Raw genomic sequence first — 22,894 nt, 5'->3', positions numbered from 1 at the left:
ATGCCGCGCCTACAGCCGGAGCGGCACCTGGTTGGCGGGGTACGCCGTGGGCGCGAAGAACCATGACTCGATCGCGTAGCGATCCCGGCTGATCGCGGCCGGGATGCCGGTACGGTGCACGAAGAAGTGGTCGAACAACAGGGCGTCGCCGGGTTCGAATTGCGGACTCCTGGTGCCACCGGCCCCGGCAACCTGGCGGACCATTTCCGGCCCCACCGACCAGTCGAAGCTGGCGCCATGGCTGCCGGTCGGCAGGATGCGATCCACGCGCTGCGGGAGCACCTCCAGGCCGGAAGCCTCGACCCCACAGGGCGACAACGCCATCCAGATGTTGAGGCTCCTGATCTCGGTGCCCATGAACGCGCCGTCCTGGTGCCAGTCCGATGCCCGGATGGTGCTGGGCACGCAACGCAAGGTGGATTTGCCCACCGACATCATCGCGGGCTCGCCGAAATAGTCGGACACCACGCGGGTGATGCCCCGGCGCTCGAGCAGCTCGGTGAGTTCATAGAGCATGCGCGGGGAGTCTGCCAGCCAGACGCCGCCGTTGCCCTCGACCCAGGGACGGGCCACGCCGAGTTCGCAATCGGCGGGCAGCGCCAGGCGGGAGTACCAGGTGTCGGGAAACTCGCCCTGGCCTCCATCGTGCCAGGCCTGGCAGGCATCCAGTGACCGCTTGACGCCTTCAGCCAGCATCGCGGCTGTCGCCGTATCGAACAGGCCACGCACCAGCAATGCGCCGTGCTTGCGGACGCCGGCCGCCACCGTGCGGGCGTCGAGCTCGCCGGCCTGCACTTCGGGAATGCCCTCGACGTGCTCGAAGCGGTCCGCGGCATCTCCGGCCCAGCGATCGGGCACGGTGGAAACAGGCACCCCGGCCTGGTAGGCCTCGAAGCGGCAGGTCGCGAGGAGACGCTCCAGGCGTGCATCCTGATGCCGGCGACGGGCAGCGGTCAGACAGGCGATGGCCTCGTCGTGATGTCCCTGCGCCCGGCATGCATCGGCGAAGTTCAACGCCGCATCGGGCGAGTCAGGCGCGTTCATCGGGAGTTCTCCAGTGGACGGATCCAGTCGTTGTTCGTCGCAGAGGACATCGACTAACCGCCGGCTCTGCGACAGGAAGTCATCCTCTTCGGGCGGCACGGCGGGCGAACCGGTGCCGTCCAGCACATGTTGCGAGAAGAGTTCCATGACCCGCCGCACGCCCGGCTCAAGAATGGTGCGGCGGTCCGGCGCGAGGTATTCGCCGCCACCTGCAGTGATGATTTCGTAGGCAGGAAAGTAGTAGGCCCCGTCCTGCCGCGCCAGGGTCTCCGCCGCCACCCGCAGCACGGATTTGGAATACGTCGTCGCTGCCAGTACATGCTGCGACTCGGCGGTGGCCGCCAGCGGAACCGGCGAGACGGTCAGGATCAGGCGCAGGCGCGGATTGATCGCGCGCACCTCGCTGATGAAGGCGCGGAGATCCTCCACTACCTCCTGCACACCCAGATTGACCAGCACGTGCCGTTCGGCGTCAAAGCGCCCCGCGGCGACACCGGGGCACACCGGATAGGCCGCGCCATCGAGGCGGGAAACCCAGCACTCGGTGAGCCCCAGCGTGAACACGAAGACGTCCATTTCCGAGAAGGCGCGGCGAACCGCGGCAAAATGCTGCCGGCGATCCTCGGTGTACTCGCGCATCGAGCTGAACCCGCCCGGCTGGATCGTGGGCCGGAACGGATCGAACCAGCCACCGTCCTGCTGCCAGCAATCTTCGACCGGTTGCATCCGTCCGGTCGCCCGTCGCCACAACTGCAGCAACTGGCGCGAGGTGTAGATGTTTCCGTAACGCGCGGCGTAGACGCCATAGCCATACGCCTCGGCCAGCCTTGCCGGCATCAGCGGATGCGCCGGCTCCGTCTCGAACAGGGGGTAACCCTGGTCGCGCAGGTGACGCGCCACGTGCTGGGCGAAGCAACTGCCGGCCGTGACGATCTTCGCATCGCTGCCGATCCGCCAGGGCGGCGGCAAAACAGGATCGATGACGGCAAGCTCGCGGCCGGCCATCGCCCGACTCCATCGTTGCCGATCCGGTGCGGAAGCATAGGGATGGGTCACGCCCGTTGCCTCATCTGCGCCAGCACCAGTTCACCGTAAGCATCATTCGCATGTGCACCGTCGCCATAATAGCCGTCGAGCATGAAGCCGTCGGCGTCACTCGTCCCGGCCGGTGCCTCGACAAAAGTGACGCCGTTGCCGCTGCACCATGCGCGGAGAATCTGCGAGTGCAGCCGCCACAGCTTGTAGCGCAACGCCGCGGGTGAAATTTCCCTGCAGCGGTCCGGAAACATCACCCACGGCACGTCGGCATGCATGCGCAGGGCGTCGGCCGAGGGCGGTGGCGGCTCGATGTGGAACATCGCCCCGCTGGCCAGCCGGCGAACCTCGCCCATCAGGGTCAGATATTCGTCGGTCATGGATTGCAGAATCCGCCTGACCGCGGTGGCCGGCAACACTTCGGCCGCCGGGTCGAGGGCCAGGTCCGGCTCGTCGGGCAGCACGAAATCGAAACGCCGCGGATGCACCAGCATGCCAAGCACCACGTGCGCCCCGCCGCCCACGAAGGAGAACACGGGACCGGCGTGTCCGATCAGCGCCTCGCGGATGTCTTCGGCGAATCGCGGCTGGCCGCCATCGTTGACGATCGCTCCGGGCAAGTCCCAGAAGTTGAACGCGCGCAGCGGGACCCCCGCAGTGACGGCGGCGCGCGTCACGCACGCAAGATGGCTGTGGCCTATGCACAGCAGTGGCATGGACTCCTCCAATCGACAGGCTCCCGACCCGGCCATCAGTGCACCGGAGTACCGGCGTGCGCCCTGGGCTGGTGCGCGGCCTCGCCAGGAAGCTGCACCCCGGGCTTCGCCTGGCGCCAGTCCCGTGGCGGGAAGGCCAGCGTGAACGGTTCGCCGCGCAGGGTCAGGTTGGGGTTGTACGCCGGGTCCCGTTCAAGCTCGACACCCCAGCGCTGGCGCATGAAACCCACCTCGCGCTCGAAGCGTGCCTGCTTCTGCGGCGTGTCTTCGTGTCCCCGCGAGGCGGACTCGTGATGGTACAGCTCGGCATGAGGCGTCCACACGTTGCTGAAACCGGCCCGGCGCAGGCGCAGACAGAAATCCACGTCGTTGAAGGCCACTTGCAACGTGGCGTCCAGACCACCCACCTGCTGGTAGACCTCGCGTCGCACCATCAGGCAGGCGGCGGTCACGGCGCTCATCGTCTGGGTCAGTCGTGCACGCGCCATCTGCCCCGAATGCCCGCGCGGCATGCCGCAGTAAGGATGCGCCGCAACTCCATGCACCCCCGTCACGACCCCTGCGTGCTGGATCGTGTCGTCCGGGTAATACAGCATCGCGCCGACCGCGCCCACGTGGGGGCGCATGGCGTGGCTGGCCAGTTCCTCCAGCCAGTCCGGGGTGATCACCTCGATGTCATTGTTGAGCAGGCACACCAGCGTGGAAGCGCACTCGCGCACCGCCTCGTTGTTGATGACCGAATAGTTGAATGGCCGGTCATGCGCGCGCACGCTTACATTCGGCAGCGCCGCGAGCCGGGCAAAGTAGGCGATCGAGGCCGGCTCGACGGACTGGTTGTCTACCACCACGATTTCATAGTCCGGATAGGTCGTGCGCTGGAGAATCGATTCCACGCAGCGGCGCAGCAGGTCGATCCGGTCCCGCGTCGGCACGATGATGCTGATCCGCGGTGCCGGCTCGGGCAACGGATGGCGAACCCGGAAGGCGCCATGAATGCCTTCGATCTCGTGCACCTCGGCGGCCAGCCCCTGCCGCGCAAAGTGCTCCTGCACTGCGCGCAGCCCCGCCGTGTGCGCGTAGCCCTTCTGATCCACGCCCTGCGCCGTGGAGCCGTCGATGGCGCGCCAGTGATACAGCACCATCGGGATGTGCCCGATCTGGTCGGGCCGCAGTTGCTCGCTGCAACGCAGCGCAAGATCCCAGTCCTGACTGCCCTCCAGGCCCTCGCGGAACCCGCCCAGGTTGGTCAGCAGCTCGCGTGAATAGACGCCCAGATGGCTGACGCAGTTGTGCCCGCACAGCAGGTCGGGATTCCAGTCCGGCTTGAAATACGGATCGTAGCGCCGGCCCTCGGCGTCGATCTTGTCTTCGTCGGAGTAGGCCATCTGCCACTGCGGATGCTCGCGCAGCGCCTCGCTGACCGTGGCGATCGCCTGCGGGTGCAGTTCGTCGTCGTGATCGAGCAGGATGACATGGTCGCCGGTCGCCAGCGCCAGCGCGCTGTTCGAGGCCGCCGAGATATGCCCGTTGCATTCGCGCCAGTGGATCTGGATGCGCGGGTCGCGCGCGGCGTACTCCTCCAGCACGTTGCGAACCTGGGGCTCAGCGGAGGCATCGTCGGCCACGCACAGCTCCCAGTCGGGACTGGTCTGCGCCAGCACGCTGTCGAGGCAGCGGCGCAACCAGACTTCCGCCGTGTTGTAGGTCGGCAGCAGGATGGAGATCAGCGGATTGCCGGCTCGCGAAGCAGGCGCTGGCTGCCGGTCGTAGAGCCGAAGCCAGCGCTCGTAAGTCGGTGCCTTGCCGCCGCGCCGGGTATAGCGTCCATGCAGCCAGCTCGCGAAGGCGCGACGGCCACCGCGCTGGCGCAACTCGGCCCAGGCTTCGCGCCGGAGGGCACCAACCTGCCCGCCCTGCGCTTCGTGTGCTTCGGCCACCGAACGCCACATGTGCCAGCTGGCTGCAATTCGGCCCAGTCGCACCAGGCTCATGTTCCGCGCGCGCAGCCTGCATGGTTCACTGGCCGGATCGAGCCGCAGGCGATGGATGTCGTGCGTCAGCAACACCACGCCGCTGTGCCGCCTCCGGCCGGGGTCGAAGAAGCCCAGGCGCAGCGACCAGTCCTCATGCATGCCCCATCCATAGTCGAAGTACAGGGTCGGCTCCAGCCGGTCGCCATCCAGATCTTCCAGCTCGATGGACAGCAGGTACCAGCCCGCCCGGACCGGGAAGCGCTGACTCACGCACTCGAACTGGGGGTCGTTGCCGTCGGACTGCCAGCCGCCCTGCACCTCCTCGATCGGCTGCAGCTGATGCAGCGGGCGCAGCGCAACGGCTGGCCCGTGCAGATGCCGCGCCGCGCGGCGCAGGCGCCGCAAAAGCCTGCGCAGCAAGCCGCCGCGCTCGATCCGGGGTTCGCCGCCCGAAGTCATCGCGCGCGTCCCAGCAGCCTGCGCATCCGCGCAACGAAGCCCCGCGCGGCAAGCGCATCCACCCCCTGTTGCAGGCGTTCGAGCGCCGCTTGCGTGTCGAGCTGTTGCCGGGCCGACTGCTTCACCAGCACTTCGAGTTCGCTCCTGACCGCTGCTGCCTCGTCCATCCGGACCTGCTGCTGGGCCTGCTGCTGGGCCAGGCTGGAGGCAAGCCCCTGCAGCTGCTCGCGCTGGTGCGAGAACCCCAGCAGGAGGTGCTGCAACTGCTGCCGCCGTTCGGCCAGTTCGGCGGACTGCTCCCGCAGGGCCTGGCCTTGTTGTCCGAATTCGCCGCTCATGGCCAGCAACTGCTCCCGCTGGCCGGCAAACTCGCGCAACAGGTTCTGCACATCGATCCGCTCACGCGACAGATGCACCATTTCGACGATCGATTCCGACTGCCGCTCGAGCAGGCGATGAAGCGCCGGACGATCGATCACCACTTCGTACTCGACCCGGATCGCGACCTCCAGCCATTCGCCGGGAAGTCGCTGCGGCAGCGCGCTGCCGATCTCGAATTCAAGATGGGGATCGCTGTCAAAGCTGGCCAGACGCACGCCATGTGTCGCCTGCGATGGCAGCAACTCGCCGTGCACATGCCCCAGCCGGCCGGGCAAGCCGCTCAATTCATGCCACGCTTCGTCAGCTTGCGCGCGCCACGCGACACGACCCAATCCGTAGATGCCGGGATGGTCCGCCGGATCGATCCGCAGGTAGTCCGGCGTGGTGTCCGCGGGCAGCCGGAATTGCAGGTCCAGCACGCCCTCGAGCGCATCCGGTGCCATTGAGACCATGCGGCTTTCGTCGTAGCTCTCGTCACGCCGGCGGTAGTACAGATGCGTGCCGGGTGGCGGCGCCTCGACCGGCGTTCCCTCGACCGGATGGCCATCCGCGTCGACCAGTTTGCCGCCCAGCGCGGCAAAGAATCCCCGCACGGCCTGCGGTGCTTCCGCTGCCCTGCGCATGAACGCGGCGAATGACGGCGGGATCCGTGCACCCACCGCCACCACGCCGAGGCCATGGCTGTGTTCGAACGCGAAAGACGGGTAGCGCGCGGCCAGTTCGTCAAAGAAGCGCCACACGCCGAAGTCGCGCCCACGTTCCCCGGTATCGTGCAACAGCACCACCGCGCGTTCGCTCAGCCGGGGCAGCCAGGTCTCGAAATCGTGACGCACGGCATCGTAGGTATGGAGCCCATCGATGTGCAGCAGGTCGATGCTCCCCTCGGCAAACTGCCCGACCGCATCGTCGAAGCGTGCACGCAGCAACCGCGAAAAGTCGCCGTAGAGCGGATCATGCCGCGCGCGCAACGCCTGATAGACCTGTTCTCCATAGTGCAACGCATGGGCGTCGCCCTGCCAGGTATCGACGGCGCTGCAACGGCAGTCCAGCTCAAGCGCCCGCACGGCCTGGCAGAACGCCATGTAGGAGTTGCCCGAATGCGTGCCGAGTTCGACCAGGGTACGCGGGCGCAGCAGGTCGACCGCCAGGAAGGCGAACGGAATGTGGCCAGCCCATCCATACGGTGGCACCAGACGCGGGTTCAGCAGAAGCAGTGGATGCTCTTCGAGGAGAAAGTCAGGCGTCATCAGTCAACCGTTCAACACGAATGTCCAGCATCGGTATGCCGATCAGTCCGGCTACCATGGAACCACCCTCGGCGGTAAAACGCAGCGCTTCATGCAGCCAGTGCTGCACGACGTGCTGCTCCTGCGTTCCCTCGGAAACACCTGCGGCCACAAAATATTCCCCGGGTATCAGCCGCGGCATCACGAACTGGAAGTTGGCGCAAAACCGCTGCCCCGCGCTGACCGCGAAGTCGCCCCCGTGGCTGATGGCCGTATTGTCGCCGAACATCAGCTGCCCCAGACGGTTCTTCACGTAGAACCCGGTGATCGCATTGTCCAGGGCTTCATCGGCGATCAACTCGATCCGGAGCGTCACGCATTCACCGGCCAGTACCAGGGCGACATCGCGTCCCTGCTCGTTGCAGATCGAGACATGCACGATGCGGACCTTGCACTCGCCGAAGCCGTCCTCCTCCGGCTGGAAGGGGAATATTTTCATGTCGTTGCGCAACGCGGAGCGGTCGATCAGCTCCTGACGCGGATCGACCTGGCGTCGGGTCGAAGGCTGGGGGCGTTCCTGCAGCTTATGCCCCTGCGCCCCGATCCCGTGCTGCCGTTCGACCAGCGAGGCCTCGATGTAGGCTTCCATCACCTTGCGTGCCGTGCCGATCTGCTGCACCCGGCCGTGTTCGAGCCAGATCGCGCGGTCGCACAGGCTGGTCACCGCGCTGCCATCGTGGCTGACGAACAGCATGGTGCCCCGTTTGCGGAACTCACGCAGGTAACGCATGCACTTCTGCATGAAGAACGCATCGCCCACGGCCAGCGCTTCGTCGATGATGAGGATGTCCGCGTCCACGTGCGTCACCACCGAGAACGCCAGCCGCATCACCATGCCGGTGGAGTAGCTGCGCACCGGCTGGTCGACGAAGTCGCCGATCTCCGCATAGGCGAGGATGTGCTCGATGCGGGCATCGATCTCGTCGCGGCTCAGGCCCAGGATGGCGGCGTTCAGATAGACATTCTGGCGACCGGTGAAGTCGGGATTGAATCCGCTGCCCAGTTCCAACAGCGCCGCCACCCGGCCATGGATGCCGGCGCGCCCCTCGGTCGGCTTGAGCGTCCCGGCGATCAGCTGCAGCAAGGTGGATTTGCCGGCGCCGTTGCGACCGACGATGCCAAGGGTCTCCCCGCGATGAACCTCGAAGTCCACCTCGCGCAGGGCCCAGAACTCACGGTAGAAGCGTCGATTGCCACCCAGCAGGCTCTGCCACATCCGGTGCACCGGCTTGTCGTAGAGCTGGTAACACTTGCCCAGCCCACGCACCTCGATCGCCACGTCGACGGCGGTACCCGGCATGGGGACGGTTTCAGAGGACATCGGCGAATCCATCGCGCGTGCGCTGAAACCAGGCAAAGCCGAACAGCGCCACGGCGATCGCCACCAGGGTGTAGGTGCCCAGTGCTGCCCAGTCCGGCGGCTGACCGAACAGGACGATCTGGCGCGTCTGTTCGATCATCAGGGTCAACGGATTGAACGCGAGCCAGTCACGATACGGCTCATGCAGGGTCGAGGCAGGATAGAAGACCGGGCTGAGAAACATCAGCATCGCCGAAAGCACGCCGGCCACCTGGGCGATATCGCGGATGAACACGCCGAGCGAAGCCATCAACCAGCTCACGCCGCAAAGCAGGAGGACGTACGGCGCGTACACCAGTGGCAGATACAGCACCACGACAGGAATCGCATGCTGCGAGAGCAGCACGAACAACAGCAGGACCAGCAGGCTCAGCGCCGCGTTGAAAAGGGACGATGCGACCATCACGCACGGCAGGATGGACAGCGGGAAAACCACCCGCTTCACCAGGTTGCTCTGCGAAACGATCACCGACGGCGCTCGCATCAGGCACTCGGCCAGCAGCGAGTGGATGATCATGCCGCAGAAGATCATCAGCGAAAAGTCGACTCCGGACTTCATGCCGGGCCAGCGCATGCCGAGGAAAACACGGAAGGCCAGGGTATAGACGGCCAGCATCAGCAACGGATTGATGAAGGACCAGAGCAGCCCCAGGAAGGATCCGCTGTAACGCCCTTCCACGTCGCGTCGGGCCAGTTCCCAGAACACGTCTCGCCGCGCCCAGAGGCGGCGCGGCAGGGACAGATTTGCCAATTCCATCGTCTCTCCAGATGCTGCTTCGGACACCACGCCATGCACGCGCGACATCAACCCTCAATGAACCCGTCCCGCCGGCAGCGTCCTTACTTGCCTCCATCAATGGCAAACTATCGGGGCAAACGCCTCATGCTGGCGGAGCCAGCCACGGGTTCGCGCATGACGTTTCGCCGATCCACCATTCGCTCGCGGATGTATGCCCATATGACACCAAAGAAGGCCCGATGAACAGCCCATCCAGTCACGTCCCCCTGCTCATGGTCACCGGCGGAGCCGGTTTCATCGGTGCCAACTTCGTGCTGCAGGCCATCGCCGATGGTCTGCGCGTGGTGAACCTGGACAAGCTCACCTACGCCGGCAACCCCGACACGCTTGCCTCGCTGGACGGGAACGAGCGGCACGTGTTCGTGCAGGGCGACATCGGCGATCGTGAACTGGTGGCGAAACTGCTGGCCGAGCACCGGCCCGACGCCATCGTCAATTTCGCCGCCGAGTCGCACGTGGACCGCTCGATCGACGGCCCGGCCGAGTTCGTGCAGACCAATGTGGTGGGCACGCTGGGCCTGCTCGAATGCGCCCGCGACTACTGGCGCGGCCTCGAGGGCGCTGCCCGCGACGGCTTCCGCTTCCTGCACGTGTCGACCGACGAGGTCTACGGCTCGCTGGGCGCCGAAGGCAAGTTCACCGAGACCACGCCGTACGCGCCGAACTCCCCGTACTCCGCGTCCAAGGCCGCCTCCGACCACCTGGTGCGGGCGTTCCACCACACCTACGGGCTGCCGGTGCTGACCACCAACTGCTCGAACAATTACGGGCCGTACCAGTTCCCCGAGAAGCTGATCCCGCTGGTGATCCAGAAGGCGCTGGCCGGCGAGCCGCTGCCGGTCTACGGCGACGGGAAGAACATCCGCGACTGGCTGTTCGTGGGCGATCACTGCAGCGCGATCCGCCGCGTGCTGGACGCCGGCCGCCTGGGCGAGACCTACAACGTGGGTGGCAATGCCGAGCGCGAGAACATCACCGTGGTGAAGACCATCTGCGCCCTGCTCGATGCTCGCCAGCCCCTGGCGGACGGGCGCCCGCGCGAATCGCTGATCACCTACGTCAGGGATCGCCCCGGCCACGATCGCCGCTATGCGATCGATTCGAGCAAGCTGCAGGACGAACTGGGCTGGCGACCGACCCACACCTTCGAGACCGGCATCGCGCAGACGGTGGACTGGTATCTCGCCAACCAGTCGTGGAGCCAGCGCGTGCTCGACGGCAGCTATCGCATGGAGCGCCTCGGCTCATGAGCAGCACCCGGAAGGGCATCATCCTCGCCGGAGGTTCCGGCACCCGGCTGCACCCGATCACCCGCGCGATCAGCAAGCAGCTGCTGCCGGTGTACGACAAGCCGATGATCTACTACCCGCTGGCCACGCTGATGCTGGCCGGCATCCGCGAGATCCTGATCATCAACACGCCGCACGAGCAGGCGATGTTCCAGCGCCTGCTGGGCGACGGCTCGCAGTGGGGCCTGGACATCCGCTACGCGGTGCAGCCGTCGCCGGACGGGCTGGCCCAGGCGTTCACCATCGGCCGTGATTTCGTCGACGGCAAGCCGAGCTGCCTGGTGCTGGGCGACAACATCTTCTACGGCCACGGTTTCACCGAGCGCCTCAAGCGTGCCGCGGCGCGCGAACACGGCGCCACCGTGTTCGGCTACTGGGTGAAGGACCCGCAGCGTTACGGCGTGGCGGAATTCGACGCCGACGGAAAAGTGGTCGGGCTGGAGGAAAAGCCCGCCGCACCGAAATCGCACTACGCCGTCACCGGACTGTATTTCTACGACGCCCGCGTCTGCGACTACGCCGCGGCGTTGCAGCCGTCGCCGCGCGGCGAACTGGAAATCACCGACCTCAACCGCTGCTACCTCGACGACGGTTCGCTGCACCTGGAGCAGCTCGGCCGCGGCTTCGCCTGGCTCGACACCGGCACCCACGAATCGCTGATGGAAGCGGGCAACTACATCGAGACGATCGAGAACCGGCAAGGCCTGAAGGTCTGCTGCCCGGAGGAGATCGCCCACCTCAACGGCTGGATCGACGACGAGCAGCTGCTGGGCCTGGCCGCGCCGCTGGCCAAGACCGGCTACGGCCAGTACCTGCAGGGCCTGGTGCGCGAGGGACACGCCCGATGAAGGTGATCCAGACCAGCCTGCCCGGCGCACTGATCCTCGAACCGCAGGTGTTCGGCGATGCCCGCGGGTTCTTCTACGAAAGCTACAACGAGGCGAAGTACCAGGAGGCCGGCGTCGATCACCGCTTCGTGCAGTCCAACGTGTCGCGCTCGGCGCGCGGCGTGTTGCGCGGCCTGCATTACCAGTGGCCGAATCCGCAGGGCAAGCTGGTCAGCGTGCTCGAAGGCGAGGTCTATGACGTGGCGGTGGACATCCGCCGCGGCTCGCCCACTTTCGGTCAGTCGATCGGCGTGATGCTGACGGCCGACAACCATCGCCATTTCTGGGTGCCTGAAGGCTTCGCGCACGGCTTCTGCGTGTTGTCCGAGTTCGCCACCTTCAGCTACCAGTGCACCGCGCTGTATGACCCCAGGGCCGACGCGGGCATCCGCTGGAACGACGCCGCGCTCGGCATCGACTGGCCGATCAGCTCGCCGCTGCTGTCGGACAAGGACGGCAAGACGCCCCTGCTCGCCGACGTGCCAGCGGAGCGCCTGCCGGTCTACGTGGCATGAAGTTCCTGCTGCTCGGGGCCAACGGCCAGCTCGGCCGCAGCCTGCTCGATCACGGCGGCCTCGCCGCGCGTGGCGAGCTGGTCGCCGCCAGTCGTGATGGCGTGCTGGCCGGCGGCGGGCACGGCGAGTTCGCCGACCTGTCGAGCCCCGCATCCCTGCCCGCCCTGCTCGACCGCGTGCAGCCCGACGTGATCGTCAACGCCGCCGCCTACACCGCGGTCGATCGCGCCGAGCAGGAGGAGGCCCTGGCCACCCGCGTCAACGGCGAGGCGGTGGGCGTGCTCGGCCAGTGGGCCGCGGCCCGTGGCGCGCTGGTGATCCACTACTCCACCGACTACGTGTTCGACGGTCGGCAGTCGCAGCCGTACGCGGTCGATGCAGCCACCGGCCCGCTCGGCGCCTATGGCCGCAGCAAGCTGGCCGGCGAGCTCGCGCTGCGCGACAGCGGCGCCGACCACTTCATCTTCCGCACCGCCTGGGTCTACGCGGCGCACGGCCACAACTTCCTGCGCACCATGCTGCGCCTGGGCGCCGAACGCGACGAGCTGCGCGTGGTGGCCGACCAGCACGGCGCACCCACCGACACCGGCTTGATCGTGGACGGAACACTCGCCGCACTCGATCGCTGGTTGTCGTCGGATCGTGTGCAACGCGATGCACTGGCCGGCACCCATCATCTTGTCGCCAGCGGCGCGACGACCTGGCACGGTTTTGCCAGCGCGATTTTCGCCGAGGCCACCACCCACGGCCTGCTGGCACGCGCGCCTCGCGTGCTCGCGATCGACAGCAGCGAATTCCCCACGCCGGCCGTGCGTCCGGCCTGGTCGCTGCTGGACAATGGCGGTTTCCAGCGGCATTTTGGCCTTGCCCTGCCGGGCTGGACGCAGGGCTTGCGCGATGTCGTGCGCCAGCTTGCCTCATCCATGCACTGAACGAGATCCTGCCACCATGTTGATTCCCCTCATCCTCAGCGGTGGCAGCGGCACCCGGCTCTGGCCCGTCTCGCGCAAGAACCTGCCCAAGCAATTCCTCGCGCTCGCCGGCAAGGGCACGCTGTTCCAGCAGACCATCGCGCGCACCCGCCAGCTGCCCGACGTCGCCGCGCCGATCGTGGTGGCCAGCGAGGATCACCGCTTCCTCGCCGCCGACCAGTTGCTGGAGGCCGGCATCAGGGATGCCAGCATCGTGCTGGAACCGCTGGCCCGCAACACCGCGCCGGCGATCGCGCTGGGTGCCTTGCAGGCCTTGCAACGCGACCCCGAGGCCATGCTGCTGGTGCTGCCGGCCGATCACCTGATCGGCGACACCGACGCCTTCGTCGAGGCCGTAAGACAGGCGCAGCCACTGGCGGCGCAGGACTGGCTGGTGACGTTCGGCATTCGCCCGGACCGGCCGGAAACCGGCTTTGGCTACATCCGCCGCGCCGACGCGATCGACCGCCACGGCTATCGCGTCGGGCAGTTCGTCGAGAAGCCCGACCTGGCCACCGCCCAGTCCTACCTGGCCGATGGCGGCTACGACTGGAACTCCGGCATGTTCCTGTTCAAGGCCGCGCGCTACCTGGAAGAGCTGGCCACGCACGCGCCGGCGATGCTGGAAGCGGTGCGCATGGCGCACGCGAAAGCCACGGTCGATCTGGACTTCGTGCGCATCGACCGCGATGCGTTCGCCCGGGTGCCCGACGACTCGATCGACTACGCCGTGATGGAGAAGACCCGCCGCGCTGCGGTGATCCCGGTCAGCTGCGCTTGGAGCGACATTGGTTCGTGGTCGGCGCTGTGGCTGACCGGCGACAAGGATGCCGATGGCAACCTGCGCGAAGGCGACACCCTGGCGGTGGACACGCATCGTTCGCTGCTGCGCTCGCACGAGCGCCACCTGCTGGCCACCGTGGGCGTCGACGACCTGATCGTGGTGACCACGCCGGACGCGACCCTGGTGGCCCACCGCGACGCCGCGCAGGACGTGAAGAAGATCGTCGAACAACTGAAGGCCGCCGGCCGCAGCGAACACTCGCTGCATCGCGTGGTGCACCGCCCCTGGGGCAATTACGATTCGCTGGAGGAAGGCGAGCGCTTCCAGGTCAAGCGGATCCAGGTCAAGCCGGGCGCTTCGCTCAGCCTGCAGAAGCATCATCATCGCGCCGAGCACTGGATCGTGGTCTCCGGCACCGCCGAGGTCACCTGCGACGACAAGGTGTTCCTGCTCGGCGAGAACCAGAGCACGTATATCCCGCTGGGCAGCAAGCACCGCCTGCGCAACCCCGGCAAGGTCGTGCTGGAACTGATCGAGGTGCAGTCCGGCAGCTATCTGGGTGAGGACGACATCGTGCGTTTCGACGACGTCTACGGGCGGGTCTGAAAGGTTGTGATTTTTTCAACCTCGAAGCCCGGCCATGGATGGCCGGACGCGGATCGGTCGCGCAAGTGACTGACTCGCGTGAGCACGTCCGGGCACGTACCGGACGTGCGATGGAAGAAAACCACAGGAAGTGGTTTTCTTCCCAGGCTCTGAGCGCGACGGCCGCCGCGGCAGCGGGCCACGGATTCGCTGAAACGGCAAGCTCGAATTGCCCCATGGCTGCCGACCGCCACCTCGTTCAGGCCGTCTGCGCGCACGTCGCCGACGCGGGCCAGGAGCCCGTCCCGGCGGTGCGCAGCACGGCTTGGGCCGCCCATTCGCCGGTCTCGCAGCCACCTTCCATGAAGCCCTGGTTGTCGAACGCGCAATGCTCGCCGGCGAAGTGCAGGTTGCCCACGCGCTCGCCGATGGCGCCACGGATGCCGGTCCACTGGCCTGGCAGGAAGCACGCGTAGCTGCCCAGGGTCCAAGGGAACGTGGGCCAGTGCATGCGCGCCTCGCGCGCCCCGTCCCTCGCCGCGGACAGCCCCGGGAACACCGCTTCCAGTTGTTGCACGGCGGCGGCAGCCTGCTGCTTCGCGCTGCCGCTTCCCAGCTCGACGCCATGCCGCCCGCCGGTGAAGTTGGTCAGGATGCCGGCCGTACCAGGCTGCATGCGGCTGGTTTCCCAGGTGGTCTGCAGCGGCAGGTCGGCATAGATGGCGCCACCGCTCTGGTGGCGCGTGTGCCAGACCCGCTCGTTGAAGCCGATCATCAGCTTGGCGTTGGTGCCATAACCGAGTTCGGCGATCGCACGGCGTTTCACCGCCGGCAACGCCGCGTCGATGCGTACGCGGCGCAACGTGGTGAAGGGCAAGGCCAACACCACCCGTTGCGCGCGCACCTCGAATGCGCCGGCATCGCGCTTGAAGCCCAGCACGTAGCGGCCATCGGCGCCCTGGCCGAGCGATTCCAGCACGCTGCCAGTGTGGATGGCGTCGGCCAGTCCGGCGCCCAAGCGCTGCACGATCAGGTCGTTGCCGCCGCGCGCGTGGAAGCGCTCGTCGCTTTCGCCGAAAATGCGGAAGTGGTCCCGACCCGGATCAATGAAGGTGAGGAAATTCAGCGCGGACTGTTCGTCGCAGTCCAGTCCCATCTCCGTCGTGTAGGCCACCTCGATCAGGGTGCGCAGCCAGCCGCTGGCGCCCTGGCGATCCAGCCATTGCGCGATCGTTTCGCGATCCAGTCGCTGCGCGCCGCCGGGCGTGGCCGCGGTGATTTCTTGCTCCGGCAAGGTCGCCGCGTCGCGGGCGATCGCCGCGGCCAGCGGTGCGAATTCGCGCAGGATGTCGTCCTCGCCGTAACGCCGACCATGGCAGAACCAGATGTCGCCGAACGCAGCCGTGGGATCGCGCGACAGGTCGTCCAGTTCGATGCCCAGCTCACAGGCCAGCGCGCGGACATGTACGTGGCCGGTGTCGATCAGCTCGCCGCCCAGTTCGCACACCTGGTTGTCGGCGAAGTGGCCGCGCAGGCTGAGCATGCGCCCGCCGATGCGCTCCTGTGCCTCGTACACGCGCACCGGCACGCCGGCCTGGCGCAGCCGGTGCGCGCAGGTCAACCCGGCCACGCCGGCGCCGACCACCACCACTTCATCCGTGCCGGTGGCGCGAAGGGGCATCGGCACGCGTGCGCAGGCGCCCAGCATCAGCGCCGCGGAAGCCACCGCCGATTGCCGCAGGAATCGGCGCCGCGCATGATCCACCCGCAAGCTGCGTTCGCGCGCAATTGCCTCGTCCAGCGGCTCGCCCGTACTCCGGGACACGGCCGCAATCGCCGCGGCCCGCCGCAACACATCGACCAGCGCCGTCCGAGCCATCGTCTTACCCCCAGTCGGTACACCCCCGCGCACGGGCGCAGCCTACGCCGAATCTGCCACCGCATCGATTGCAACGACAGGTATCCCGGGGCCACTCCCGCCGGCAACCGCGATGCGCCCGTGCGCCTGCGCGATCGTCACTCGATGTGGAAATGGCGTTTGAACGGGACGCCGACCGCGGCCGGCTCTTCCAGCTCACGGGCGTAGCGATGTCCGGCATAGACCGCGTGGGCGATCAGGCCCGGCGCCTCGGCGTCGCCGATGCAGCGCAGCGATTGCAGGGCGGCGGCAGGCCAATCGGACTCGCGCCGCAACAGCTCCTGGTACAGCGCATCGTCGGGCAGGCGGGCGGTGACCGTGACGACGGCGTCGCAGGCCAGCGCGCGGCGCTGGTGGTCCCACACGTTTTCGAGGACGAGCGTGCTGCCGGCATAGCCGACGATGTCGTGCGACACGATCGCCTCGATGCCGAGCTTGGCCATCCGCTTGCGGATGTGCCGGTAGTCCAGCGTGTGCTGGCTCCATGGCGCGACGCTGTCCTCCGGCGTCAGATACGCCACTTCGCAACCTCGCAGGCGCAAGGCTTCGGCCGCGATGCCCGCGTGGTAGAAACCGTCATCGTCGAACACCACCACGCGGCCCTCGGGCAGATGGCCGTCCATCAGGTCGTCGGGGGTGTAGATGCGCGCACCGTCGACGAAGCCGTCGATGGCTGCGCCGTGGCTGCGGCCGTAGCCGTCGCGGCGCCAGTGGCAGCCGGTGGCGATCACCACGTGCTCGGCGCCGAAATCGAGCACGTCCTGCGCCGTGAGCACGGAATCGAGATAGACGGCTATATTCGCCAGCTTGCGGATCTGGCCGACGCGCCAGTCGCGCACGCGCGCCCATTCGGCCAGCCCCGGCAGGCGCGCTTCGCGGGTGACGCGACCGCCGAGTTCCTTGCGCGCCTCGGCCAGGCTCACTTCGTAGCCGCGCTGGCCAAGCGCGCGCGCCGCTTCCAGTCCGGCGGGCCCGCCACCGACCACCAGCACGCGCGCCGCCGAGCGTTTCGGTGCGATACGTTCGGGATGCCAGCCCTTGCGCCACTCCTCGCCCATGGTCGGGTTCTGCGTGCAGCGGATCGGCGAGATGGTCATGTCGCCGGAAACGCAGATATTGCAGCCGATGCATTCGCGGATGTCGTCGACGCGGCCTTGCTCGACCTTGCGCGGCAGGAACGGGTCGGCGATCGACGGGCGCGCGCAGCCGATCATGTCGAGCACGCCGCGCTTCAGTTGCGAGACCATGGTGTCGGGCGAGGTGAAGCGGCCCACGCCCACCACCGGCTTGCTGGTGGTCTGCTTGACGAAGTCGATGAACGGCTCCTGCGCACCTTCCGCGGCAAACCGCGAGGGCACCGAATCGTTGTACCAGGCGGCCACGTTCACGTCCCACAGGTCGGGCAGCTCGGCCAGCATGGCCACGATCTCCCTGGCCTCGGCCCGTTCGACGCCGCCCGGGCCCAGCAGCTCCTCGGTGGCAAAGCGCAGCGCGACGGCGCAGGTGTCGCCCACCGCGTCCTTGGTGTCCTCGAGCACCTCGCGCAGCAGCCGCACGCGATTCTCCAGCGAGCCGCCGTATTCGTCGCTGCGCTGGTTGCGCCGGCGCTGCAGGAAGTGCATCGCCAGCGACAGGTCGTGCGCCGCATAGACGTAGATGATGTCCATGCCCGCGCGCCTGCCGCGGATCGCCGCCTCGCGATGCCAACGGCGGTACTCGCGGATGTCGTGCTTCGTCATCGCCCGCGCCTGGTGCGGGTAGCCGTACTTGGTCGGCTGGTGCGACGGCGCGATCAGCACTTCGCGCGAATACAGGTTCGACGCCGTCGGCCCGTTGTGGGTGAGTTCCAGCGCAGCCAGCGCGCCGTGCGCATGCACCTTGTCGCACATCAGTGCCAGCGCGGGGATGTCGCGGTCATCCCACAGCCGCGCTTCCACGTACGGCGTGAGATCGCCGCTGGGGTGGATCTCGCACTCCTCGGTGGAGACCACCGCCCAGCCGCCCTCGGCCTTCATCTCGCGCATCGCCGCATGGGCCAGCGGCATCGCGTGGCCCATGCCGTTGCAGTGCGGCACCTGGAAGAAGCGGTTCTTCGCGGTGACCGGGCCGATCTTCACCGGTTCGAACAGGATGTCGTAGCGGGGGTCGCGCATGGTGCTCAGGCCTCGGTGGCGGCGACCGGCTTGCGCCGCCACCGCATGAAGACATACAGCGGCAGGCCCGCGGCGATCAGGCCCAGCGCATACACGAACGGTCCGCCGCCGATGCCGACGAAGGCGAATACCACATACGCCAAGCCGATGCCCGCCACCAGCAGCACGCGGCGCCCGCTGCAGCCCGGCACGCCCCGCCGCCACAGTACCGCCAGCGCCAGCGCACAGGCCAGGTACAAGGGCAGGTTCGCCGCCGTCACCATCAGGGTGATGAAGGTGAATGCCGCCACCAGCGAACTGCTGTAGCTCATCCACACCATCACCGAGGCCAGCGTCGCGGTGATCAGCAAGGCGGCAACCGGCGCGCCATGGCGATTGCTGCGCGCAAGCAACGGTGGCAGCACGCCGTTGTCCGCCATGGTGCGGGTCAGTTGTCCGGCCAGCAGGGTCCAGCCGTTGAGGGCGCCGAGTCCGCTGATCACCACGAACAGCGCCAGCCAGCGACCCGACCCGGCGTGGCCGAACGTGTCCATCAGCAGCGCGAATGGCGCGCTGGCGTTGGCCAGCACGTCCTGCCGCAGCAACAGCAGCGGCACCGTCGACACCACGACGTAGATCAGCGCGACCACCACCGCGCCCGTCATCGTGGCGCGCGGAATGGTACGGCCGGGGTTGTCCACGCGGCTGGCCGGAATGCTGGCCGATTCGATGCCCAGCATCGCGAACAACGCGATGGTGGAAGCCGCCATCACGCCACCAAGCGTCACCGGGGTAGTCGGCGGATGGGCCGCATAGCTGCCCGGCGAGTTCAGCAACACCCAGCCGCCAAGCACGGCGATTGCCAGCATCGGCAGCAGCTTCAGCGTGGTGGTGACGATCTGCACGATGCCGCCGGTGCGCACGCCGAGCAGGTTGACCAGGGTGAACAGCCACACCAGCACCAGCGCGAACCATACCGGCGGAATGACGCCGAGTGCCGGCATCACCACGGTGACGTAGCCCACCACGCCGGTGGCCAGCGCCGCGTTGGTCAGCCACAGCGACACCCAGTACGCCCACATCGACATGTAGGCCGGCAGCTCGCCCAGCGTGTCGCGGACATAGCCGTAGGGGCCATCGGCAGCAGGCAGCGCCGCGGACAGATGCGCGAATACCCGCGCCAGGGTGAGGCAGCCGAACAGGGTGATGCCCCAGCCGATCAGCGCGTTGAAACCGAACGGCGCCAGCGACGAGGGCAGCAGGAAGATGCCCATGCCGATCACGTTGCCGACCACCAGCGCGGAGCAGGTCCAGAAGCCGATCCGGCTGCGGTCACGCATCCCGACGTGCGCCTGTCCGCTTCGGTGGCAGCGCATGCGGCGACGGACTCATGCAGATTCGCCGGCCGGCCCCGCATAGGCCGCGCGCAACAGGTTCTGGAAATGCCACACGCCGCTTTCGCGCTTCGGGTTGAGCCGGCCCGGCGTGTACGCGCCGGAGGCCAGTCCCCGCTGCACCGCCTCGCAGATGCCGATGTCCTCGTTCTGCACCTCGTCGCTGAAGCTGCGGTCGGCCTCCATGCGCGCCTGCGCCGCGGCGTCCTGCGCGTAGTAGTAGTCGAACACGATGCGGCAGCGCCCCGGGCCCAGCGGCAGGATGCGGTTGGTCTGCAGGCGGCCGGGCATGATGTTGAGCATCATGTTGGGGTAGACGAAGTAATAGAACGCCTCGCCGTCCCCGTAGATGTCGGTGCTGTTGCGCAATGGCGAAGACTGCAGCGAATACCAGGCGAACAGCTCGGTGTCGTAGGCGCGGTAGTCGAGCACCTTCGACAGGCCCGGATGCACGTGCGGCAGGTGGTAGCCCTCGAGGTAATTGTCGACGTAGACCTTCCAGTTGCAGTCGATGTCGTAGGTGTCGCGGCGCAGGTAGCGCATCGCCGCCAGGTCGATCGGCGCGATGCGTTCGGCGATGCCGCCATGGACTTCCTCGAACGGCGGCACGGCGGCGTCCAGCGCCACGAACACCAGCCCCTGCCACTCGTGCACGCGCAACGGCGGCAGGCGGATGTCCTCCACGCGGAAGTCGGCGGCGTCCTGCATTTCCGGCGCGCTGCGCAGCTGGCCTTCCAGCGTGTAGGTCCAGCCGTGGTACTTGCAGTGCAGCGCCCGCGCGCCCTTGCCGTCGCACAGCGCCAGCGGACCGGCGCGGTGGCGACAGACATTGGGAAAGGCCCGCAGCACGCCGTCCTGGCCGCGCACCAGCAGCAGCGGCACGCCACCGACCTGGTCGACCACGTGGTCGCCCGGCTCGGCCAGCTGTTCCTGCCGGGCCACCAGTTGCCAGCTGCGGCCGAACACCGCGCGCTGCTCCATCGCCAGCATCGCCTCCCCCGCGTAGTAGCGCGCCGGCAAGGCGTGCGCCCGTTCGAGCGGTTCGACGACGGTGTCGGTGTGCATGGATTGCTTTCCCCCGGTTGGATGGCCGCGAACAACCGGCCGATGCGACCCGCCCGGCCCGGCGGAAGCGTCCGGCTGAGCCTAGCGCTTGTGTCGAACCGGCGGCAACCGCAGCTGCGCCGTGCCCGCCGGTGCCACTATCTACCAGCCGGATTCGGTTGTAGATTGCGGCGAACCCCGCGAGAGGCCGCTACCTCCATGCCAGGCGCCGTACCGCTGTCGTCACTCCGGACCGTCGCCCCGCGTGGGCCGTTTCCGTCGCCGCCACGAGGCGACGCATGACCGCGGCGTCGGCCAGCGGCACGCTGGAGCAGGCGCTGGCACACGCGGAGCGGCTGCTGCAACGCGACCCCGCACTGGCGGTGGAACAACTCGAAGAAATCCTGCACGCAGTCGGCGCCCATCCGCTGGCGCTGCAACTGCTGGCCGCCGCGCGCCTGCGCCAGGGCGATGCCCGGGCCGCGCTCGACATCCTGCTTCCGCTGGTGCCTGCGCAACCGACATGGGCGGCGCTGCAGCTCGACCTGGGCGTGGTGCTGGGTCGGCTCGGCCGCGGCGAGGAGGCGATCGCCGCGCTGCGCCGCGCGGTCGCGTTGCAACCCGATTTGCCGCAAGCCTGGCGCGAACTCGGCGACCACCTGATGGCCGCCGGCGAGCAGGATGCGGCGGACGCCGCCTATGCCAGGCACGTGCTGCATTCCACCCACGACCCGCGCCTGATGGGTGCCGCCGTGGCGCTCGCCGGAGGCCGCGTCCCGCAGGCCGAGGCGCTGCTGCGCGAGCATCTGAAGCAGGCGCCCACCGACGTGGCGGCGATCCGCATGTTCGCCGAGGTCGCCGCCCGCGTGGGCCGCAACGAGGATGCGCTGAACCTGCTCGCGCGCTGCCTCGAGCTGGCCCCCGGCTTCGACGCCGCACGCCAGCACTACGCCATGGTCCTGCATCGCAGCAACCAGCCCGAACAGGCGCTCGCGCAGATCGAACACCTGCTGGCCAACGAGCCGCAACACCCGGCCTACCGCAACCTCAAGGCGGTGGTGTTGTGCCGCATCGGCGACTACGAGCCGGCCATCGCGATCTACGCCGACCTGGTGCAGAACTACCCGGACAACCCGCGGGTGTGGATGAGCTACGGCCACGCGCTGAAGACTGCCGGCTTCGGCGAACGCGCGATCGCCGCCTACCGGCACAGCCTGCAGCACCTGCCTTCGTTCGGCGAAGTCTGGTGGAGCCTGGCCAACCTGAAGACCTTCCGCTTTAGCGCGGCCGACCTCGCCACCATGAGCGACCAGCTGGCGCGCAGCGACCTGTCGGACGAAGACCGCCTGCACCTGGAGTTCGCCATGGGCAAGGCGCGCGAGGATGCCGACGCCTGCGCGGATTCGTTCGCCCACTACGCGCGCGGCAACGCGATCCGTCGCGCGCAGCTGCACTACAGCGCGGACGAGACCAGCGCGCGGGTGGCCCGCACCTGCGCCCACTACACCGGCGAGTTCTTTGCCGCGCGCGCGGGCATGGGCTGCCCGGCGCGCGATCCGATCTTCGTCGTCGGGCTGCCGCGCGCCGGCTCCACCCTGATCGAGCAGATCCTGTCCAGCCACAGCCAGGTCGAGGGCACGATGGAGCTGCCCGAAGTCGCCTCGATCACCCGCGGCCTGCGCCGGCAGGGCCAGGGCGACGGCGTGATGCCCTACCACGATGCGCTGGCCGCGCTCGACGCCGACGCGCTGCGCGCGCTCGGCGAGCGCTACCTCGCGCGCACCCGCATCCAGCGCAAGACCTCGGCGCCGCTGTTCATCGACAAGATGCCGAACAACTTCATGCACCTCGGCCTGATCCAGCTGATGCTGCCGAACGCCCGAATCATCGACGCGCGCCGGCATCCGCTGGCGTGCTGCTTCTCGGCGTTCAAGCAGCACTTCGCGCGCGGGCAGAGTTTCAGCTACGACCTCGAGGACGTCGGTCGCTATTACCACGACTACGTCCGCCTGATGGCGCACTTCGACACGGTGCTGCCCGGGCGCATCCACCGCGTGTTCTACGAGCGCATGGTGGCGGACACCGAGGGCGAGGTGCGTCGCCTGCTGGATTATTGCGGCCTGCCGTTCGAGGACGCCTGCCTGCGCTTCTTCGAGAATCCGCGGCCGGTGCACACCGCGAGTTCCGAGCAGGTGCGCCGCCCGATCTATCGCGAGGGCGTGGACCACTGGCGCCGCTTTGCGCCGTGGCTGGGGCCGCTGGAACAGGCGCTCGGGCCGGTGCTGGACAGCTATCCAGAGGTGCCGGGCTTCACCTGAGAAG

At 67.9% G+C, this 22,894-nt stretch carries 16 protein-coding genes; 6 read left to right on the top strand and 10 right to left on the bottom strand.

Annotation, left to right across the window (positions count from 1 at the left end; translation table 11 throughout):
- Positions 1-9: 9 nt before the first annotated feature.
- Genes UU7_RS17665 through UU7_RS09100 form a run of 6 tightly spaced genes read right to left on the bottom strand, consistent with a single transcriptional unit; the run spans position 10 to position 9,059 of the window.
- The gene (locus UU7_RS17665; protein ID WP_157582078.1) at positions 10-2,100 is read right to left on the bottom strand and encodes a GSCFA domain-containing protein; all 2,091 of its coding nucleotides are present in this window, start codon (positions 2,098-2,100) and stop codon (positions 10-12) included.
- Entirely contained in the window at positions 2,097-2,795 is a 699-nt protein-coding gene (locus UU7_RS17390) for a hypothetical protein (protein WP_007807576.1), read from the bottom strand. The genes UU7_RS17665 and UU7_RS17390 overlap by 4 nt, the downstream gene beginning before the upstream one ends.
- 35 nt (positions 2,796-2,830) lie before the next feature.
- Positions 2,831-5,227: a glycosyltransferase family 2 protein gene (locus UU7_RS09115; RefSeq protein ID WP_007807574.1), complete on the bottom strand. Its 2,397-nt coding sequence runs from the start codon at positions 5,225-5,227 to the stop codon at positions 2,831-2,833.
- The gene (locus tag UU7_RS18330; RefSeq protein WP_007807573.1) at positions 5,224-6,855 is read right to left on the bottom strand and encodes a class I SAM-dependent methyltransferase; all 1,632 of its coding nucleotides are present in this window, start codon (positions 6,853-6,855) and stop codon (positions 5,224-5,226) included. Before UU7_RS18330 ends, UU7_RS09115 begins: the two co-directional genes overlap by 4 nt.
- Complete coding sequence (locus UU7_RS09105) at positions 6,845-8,173, bottom strand: ABC transporter ATP-binding protein (protein WP_238530916.1); 1,329 nt, start codon at positions 8,171-8,173, stop codon at positions 6,845-6,847. The genes UU7_RS18330 and UU7_RS09105 overlap by 11 nt, the downstream gene beginning before the upstream one ends.
- A gap of 31 nt (positions 8,174-8,204) precedes the next feature.
- Positions 8,205-9,059 carry an ABC transporter permease gene (locus UU7_RS09100; protein WP_202946800.1) on the bottom strand — a complete coding sequence of 285 codons (855 nt, stop codon included), beginning with the start codon at positions 9,057-9,059 and terminating at the stop codon, positions 8,205-8,207.
- 173 nt (positions 9,060-9,232) lie between these two features.
- On the opposite strand from UU7_RS09100, the gene rfbB reads away from it, so the two are divergent.
- Genes rfbB through UU7_RS09075 form a run of 5 tightly spaced genes read left to right on the top strand, consistent with a single transcriptional unit; the run spans position 9,233 to position 14,105 of the window.
- Complete coding sequence (rfbB, locus tag UU7_RS09095; protein WP_007807568.1) at positions 9,233-10,303, top strand: dTDP-glucose 4,6-dehydratase; 1,071 nt, start codon at positions 9,233-9,235, stop codon at positions 10,301-10,303.
- On the top strand, positions 10,300-11,190 hold the full coding sequence (rfbA, locus tag UU7_RS09090) for a glucose-1-phosphate thymidylyltransferase RfbA (protein ID WP_007807565.1): 891 nt from the start codon (positions 10,300-10,302) through the stop codon (positions 11,188-11,190). The genes rfbB and rfbA overlap by 4 nt, the downstream gene beginning before the upstream one ends.
- Complete coding sequence (rfbC, locus tag UU7_RS09085; RefSeq protein WP_007807564.1) at positions 11,187-11,744, top strand: dTDP-4-dehydrorhamnose 3,5-epimerase; 558 nt, start codon at positions 11,187-11,189, stop codon at positions 11,742-11,744. Before rfbA ends, rfbC begins: the two co-directional genes overlap by 4 nt.
- Positions 11,741-12,676, top strand: a complete 936-nt coding sequence (gene rfbD, locus UU7_RS09080) for a dTDP-4-dehydrorhamnose reductase (protein ID WP_007807562.1) — start codon at positions 11,741-11,743, stop codon at positions 12,674-12,676. Before rfbC ends, rfbD begins: the two co-directional genes overlap by 4 nt.
- A gap of 16 nt (positions 12,677-12,692) precedes the next feature.
- Positions 12,693-14,105, top strand: a complete 1,413-nt coding sequence (locus UU7_RS09075) for a mannose-1-phosphate guanylyltransferase/mannose-6-phosphate isomerase (RefSeq protein WP_007807560.1) — start codon at positions 12,693-12,695, stop codon at positions 14,103-14,105.
- Between the two features lie 238 nt (positions 14,106-14,343).
- Here the strand turns inward: UU7_RS09075 and UU7_RS09070 are convergent, their stop codons facing one another.
- From UU7_RS09070 to UU7_RS09055, 4 genes are all read right to left on the bottom strand, one after another.
- Positions 14,344-15,909 (bottom strand): flavin monoamine oxidase family protein, encoded by a 1,566-nt coding sequence (locus UU7_RS09070; RefSeq protein WP_238530915.1) that lies wholly within the window; start codon positions 15,907-15,909, stop codon positions 14,344-14,346.
- 191 nt (positions 15,910-16,100) lie between these two features.
- On the bottom strand, positions 16,101-18,155 hold the full coding sequence (locus UU7_RS09065; protein WP_040673176.1) for an oxidoreductase: 2,055 nt from the start codon (positions 18,153-18,155) through the stop codon (positions 16,101-16,103).
- A gap of 5 nt (positions 18,156-18,160) precedes the next feature.
- The gene (locus UU7_RS09060; RefSeq protein ID WP_007807555.1) at positions 18,161-19,474 is read right to left on the bottom strand and encodes an amino acid permease; all 1,314 of its coding nucleotides are present in this window, start codon (positions 19,472-19,474) and stop codon (positions 18,161-18,163) included.
- 48 nt (positions 19,475-19,522) lie between these two features.
- Complete coding sequence (locus UU7_RS09055; RefSeq protein WP_007807553.1) at positions 19,523-20,593, bottom strand: aromatic ring-hydroxylating oxygenase subunit alpha; 1,071 nt, start codon at positions 20,591-20,593, stop codon at positions 19,523-19,525.
- A gap of 278 nt (positions 20,594-20,871) precedes the next feature.
- Here UU7_RS09055 and UU7_RS09050 point away from each other — a divergent pair, with 278 nt between their 5' ends.
- Complete coding sequence (locus UU7_RS09050; protein WP_007807551.1) at positions 20,872-22,890, top strand: tetratricopeptide repeat-containing sulfotransferase family protein; 2,019 nt, start codon at positions 20,872-20,874, stop codon at positions 22,888-22,890.
- Positions 22,891-22,894 lie beyond the last annotated feature (4 nt).

The organism is Rhodanobacter spathiphylli B39 (genome assembly GCF_000264295.1).
Taxonomy (GTDB): Bacteria; Pseudomonadota; Gammaproteobacteria; order Xanthomonadales; family Rhodanobacteraceae; genus Rhodanobacter; species Rhodanobacter spathiphylli.
This window is presented reverse-complemented; position numbering and strand designations above follow the sequence as displayed.

What these genes read in the sequence shown, in the direction of transcription:
- UU7_RS09060 (WP_007807555.1), bottom strand. Translation starts at nt 19,474, where the DNA reads ATGCGTGACCGCAGCCGGATCGGCTTCTGGACCTGCTCCGCGCTGGTG.
- UU7_RS17390 (WP_007807576.1), bottom strand. Translation starts at nt 2,795, where the DNA reads ATGCCACTGCTGTGCATAGGCCACAGCCATCTTGCGTGCGTGACGCGC.
- UU7_RS18330 (WP_007807573.1), bottom strand. Translation starts at nt 6,855, where the DNA reads ATGACGCCTGACTTTCTCCTCGAAGAGCATCCACTGCTTCTGCTGAAC.
- UU7_RS09055 (WP_007807553.1), bottom strand. Translation starts at nt 20,593, where the DNA reads ATGCACACCGACACCGTCGTCGAACCGCTCGAACGGGCGCACGCCTTG.
- UU7_RS09115 (WP_007807574.1), bottom strand. Translation starts at nt 5,227, where the DNA reads ATGACTTCGGGCGGCGAACCCCGGATCGAGCGCGGCGGCTTGCTGCGC.
- rfbD (WP_007807562.1), top strand. Translation starts at nt 11,741, where the DNA reads ATGAAGTTCCTGCTGCTCGGGGCCAACGGCCAGCTCGGCCGCAGCCTG.
- UU7_RS09050 (WP_007807551.1), top strand. Translation starts at nt 20,872, where the DNA reads ATGACCGCGGCGTCGGCCAGCGGCACGCTGGAGCAGGCGCTGGCACAC.
- rfbA (WP_007807565.1), top strand. Translation starts at nt 10,300, where the DNA reads ATGAGCAGCACCCGGAAGGGCATCATCCTCGCCGGAGGTTCCGGCACC.
- UU7_RS09100 (WP_202946800.1), bottom strand. Translation starts at nt 9,059, where the DNA reads ATGTCGCGCGTGCATGGCGTGGTGTCCGAAGCAGCATCTGGAGAGACG.
- rfbB (WP_007807568.1), top strand. Translation starts at nt 9,233, where the DNA reads ATGAACAGCCCATCCAGTCACGTCCCCCTGCTCATGGTCACCGGCGGA.
- UU7_RS09075 (WP_007807560.1), top strand. Translation starts at nt 12,693, where the DNA reads ATGTTGATTCCCCTCATCCTCAGCGGTGGCAGCGGCACCCGGCTCTGG.
- rfbC (WP_007807564.1), top strand. Translation starts at nt 11,187, where the DNA reads ATGAAGGTGATCCAGACCAGCCTGCCCGGCGCACTGATCCTCGAACCG.
- UU7_RS09065 (WP_040673176.1), bottom strand. Translation starts at nt 18,155, where the DNA reads ATGCGCGACCCCCGCTACGACATCCTGTTCGAACCGGTGAAGATCGGC.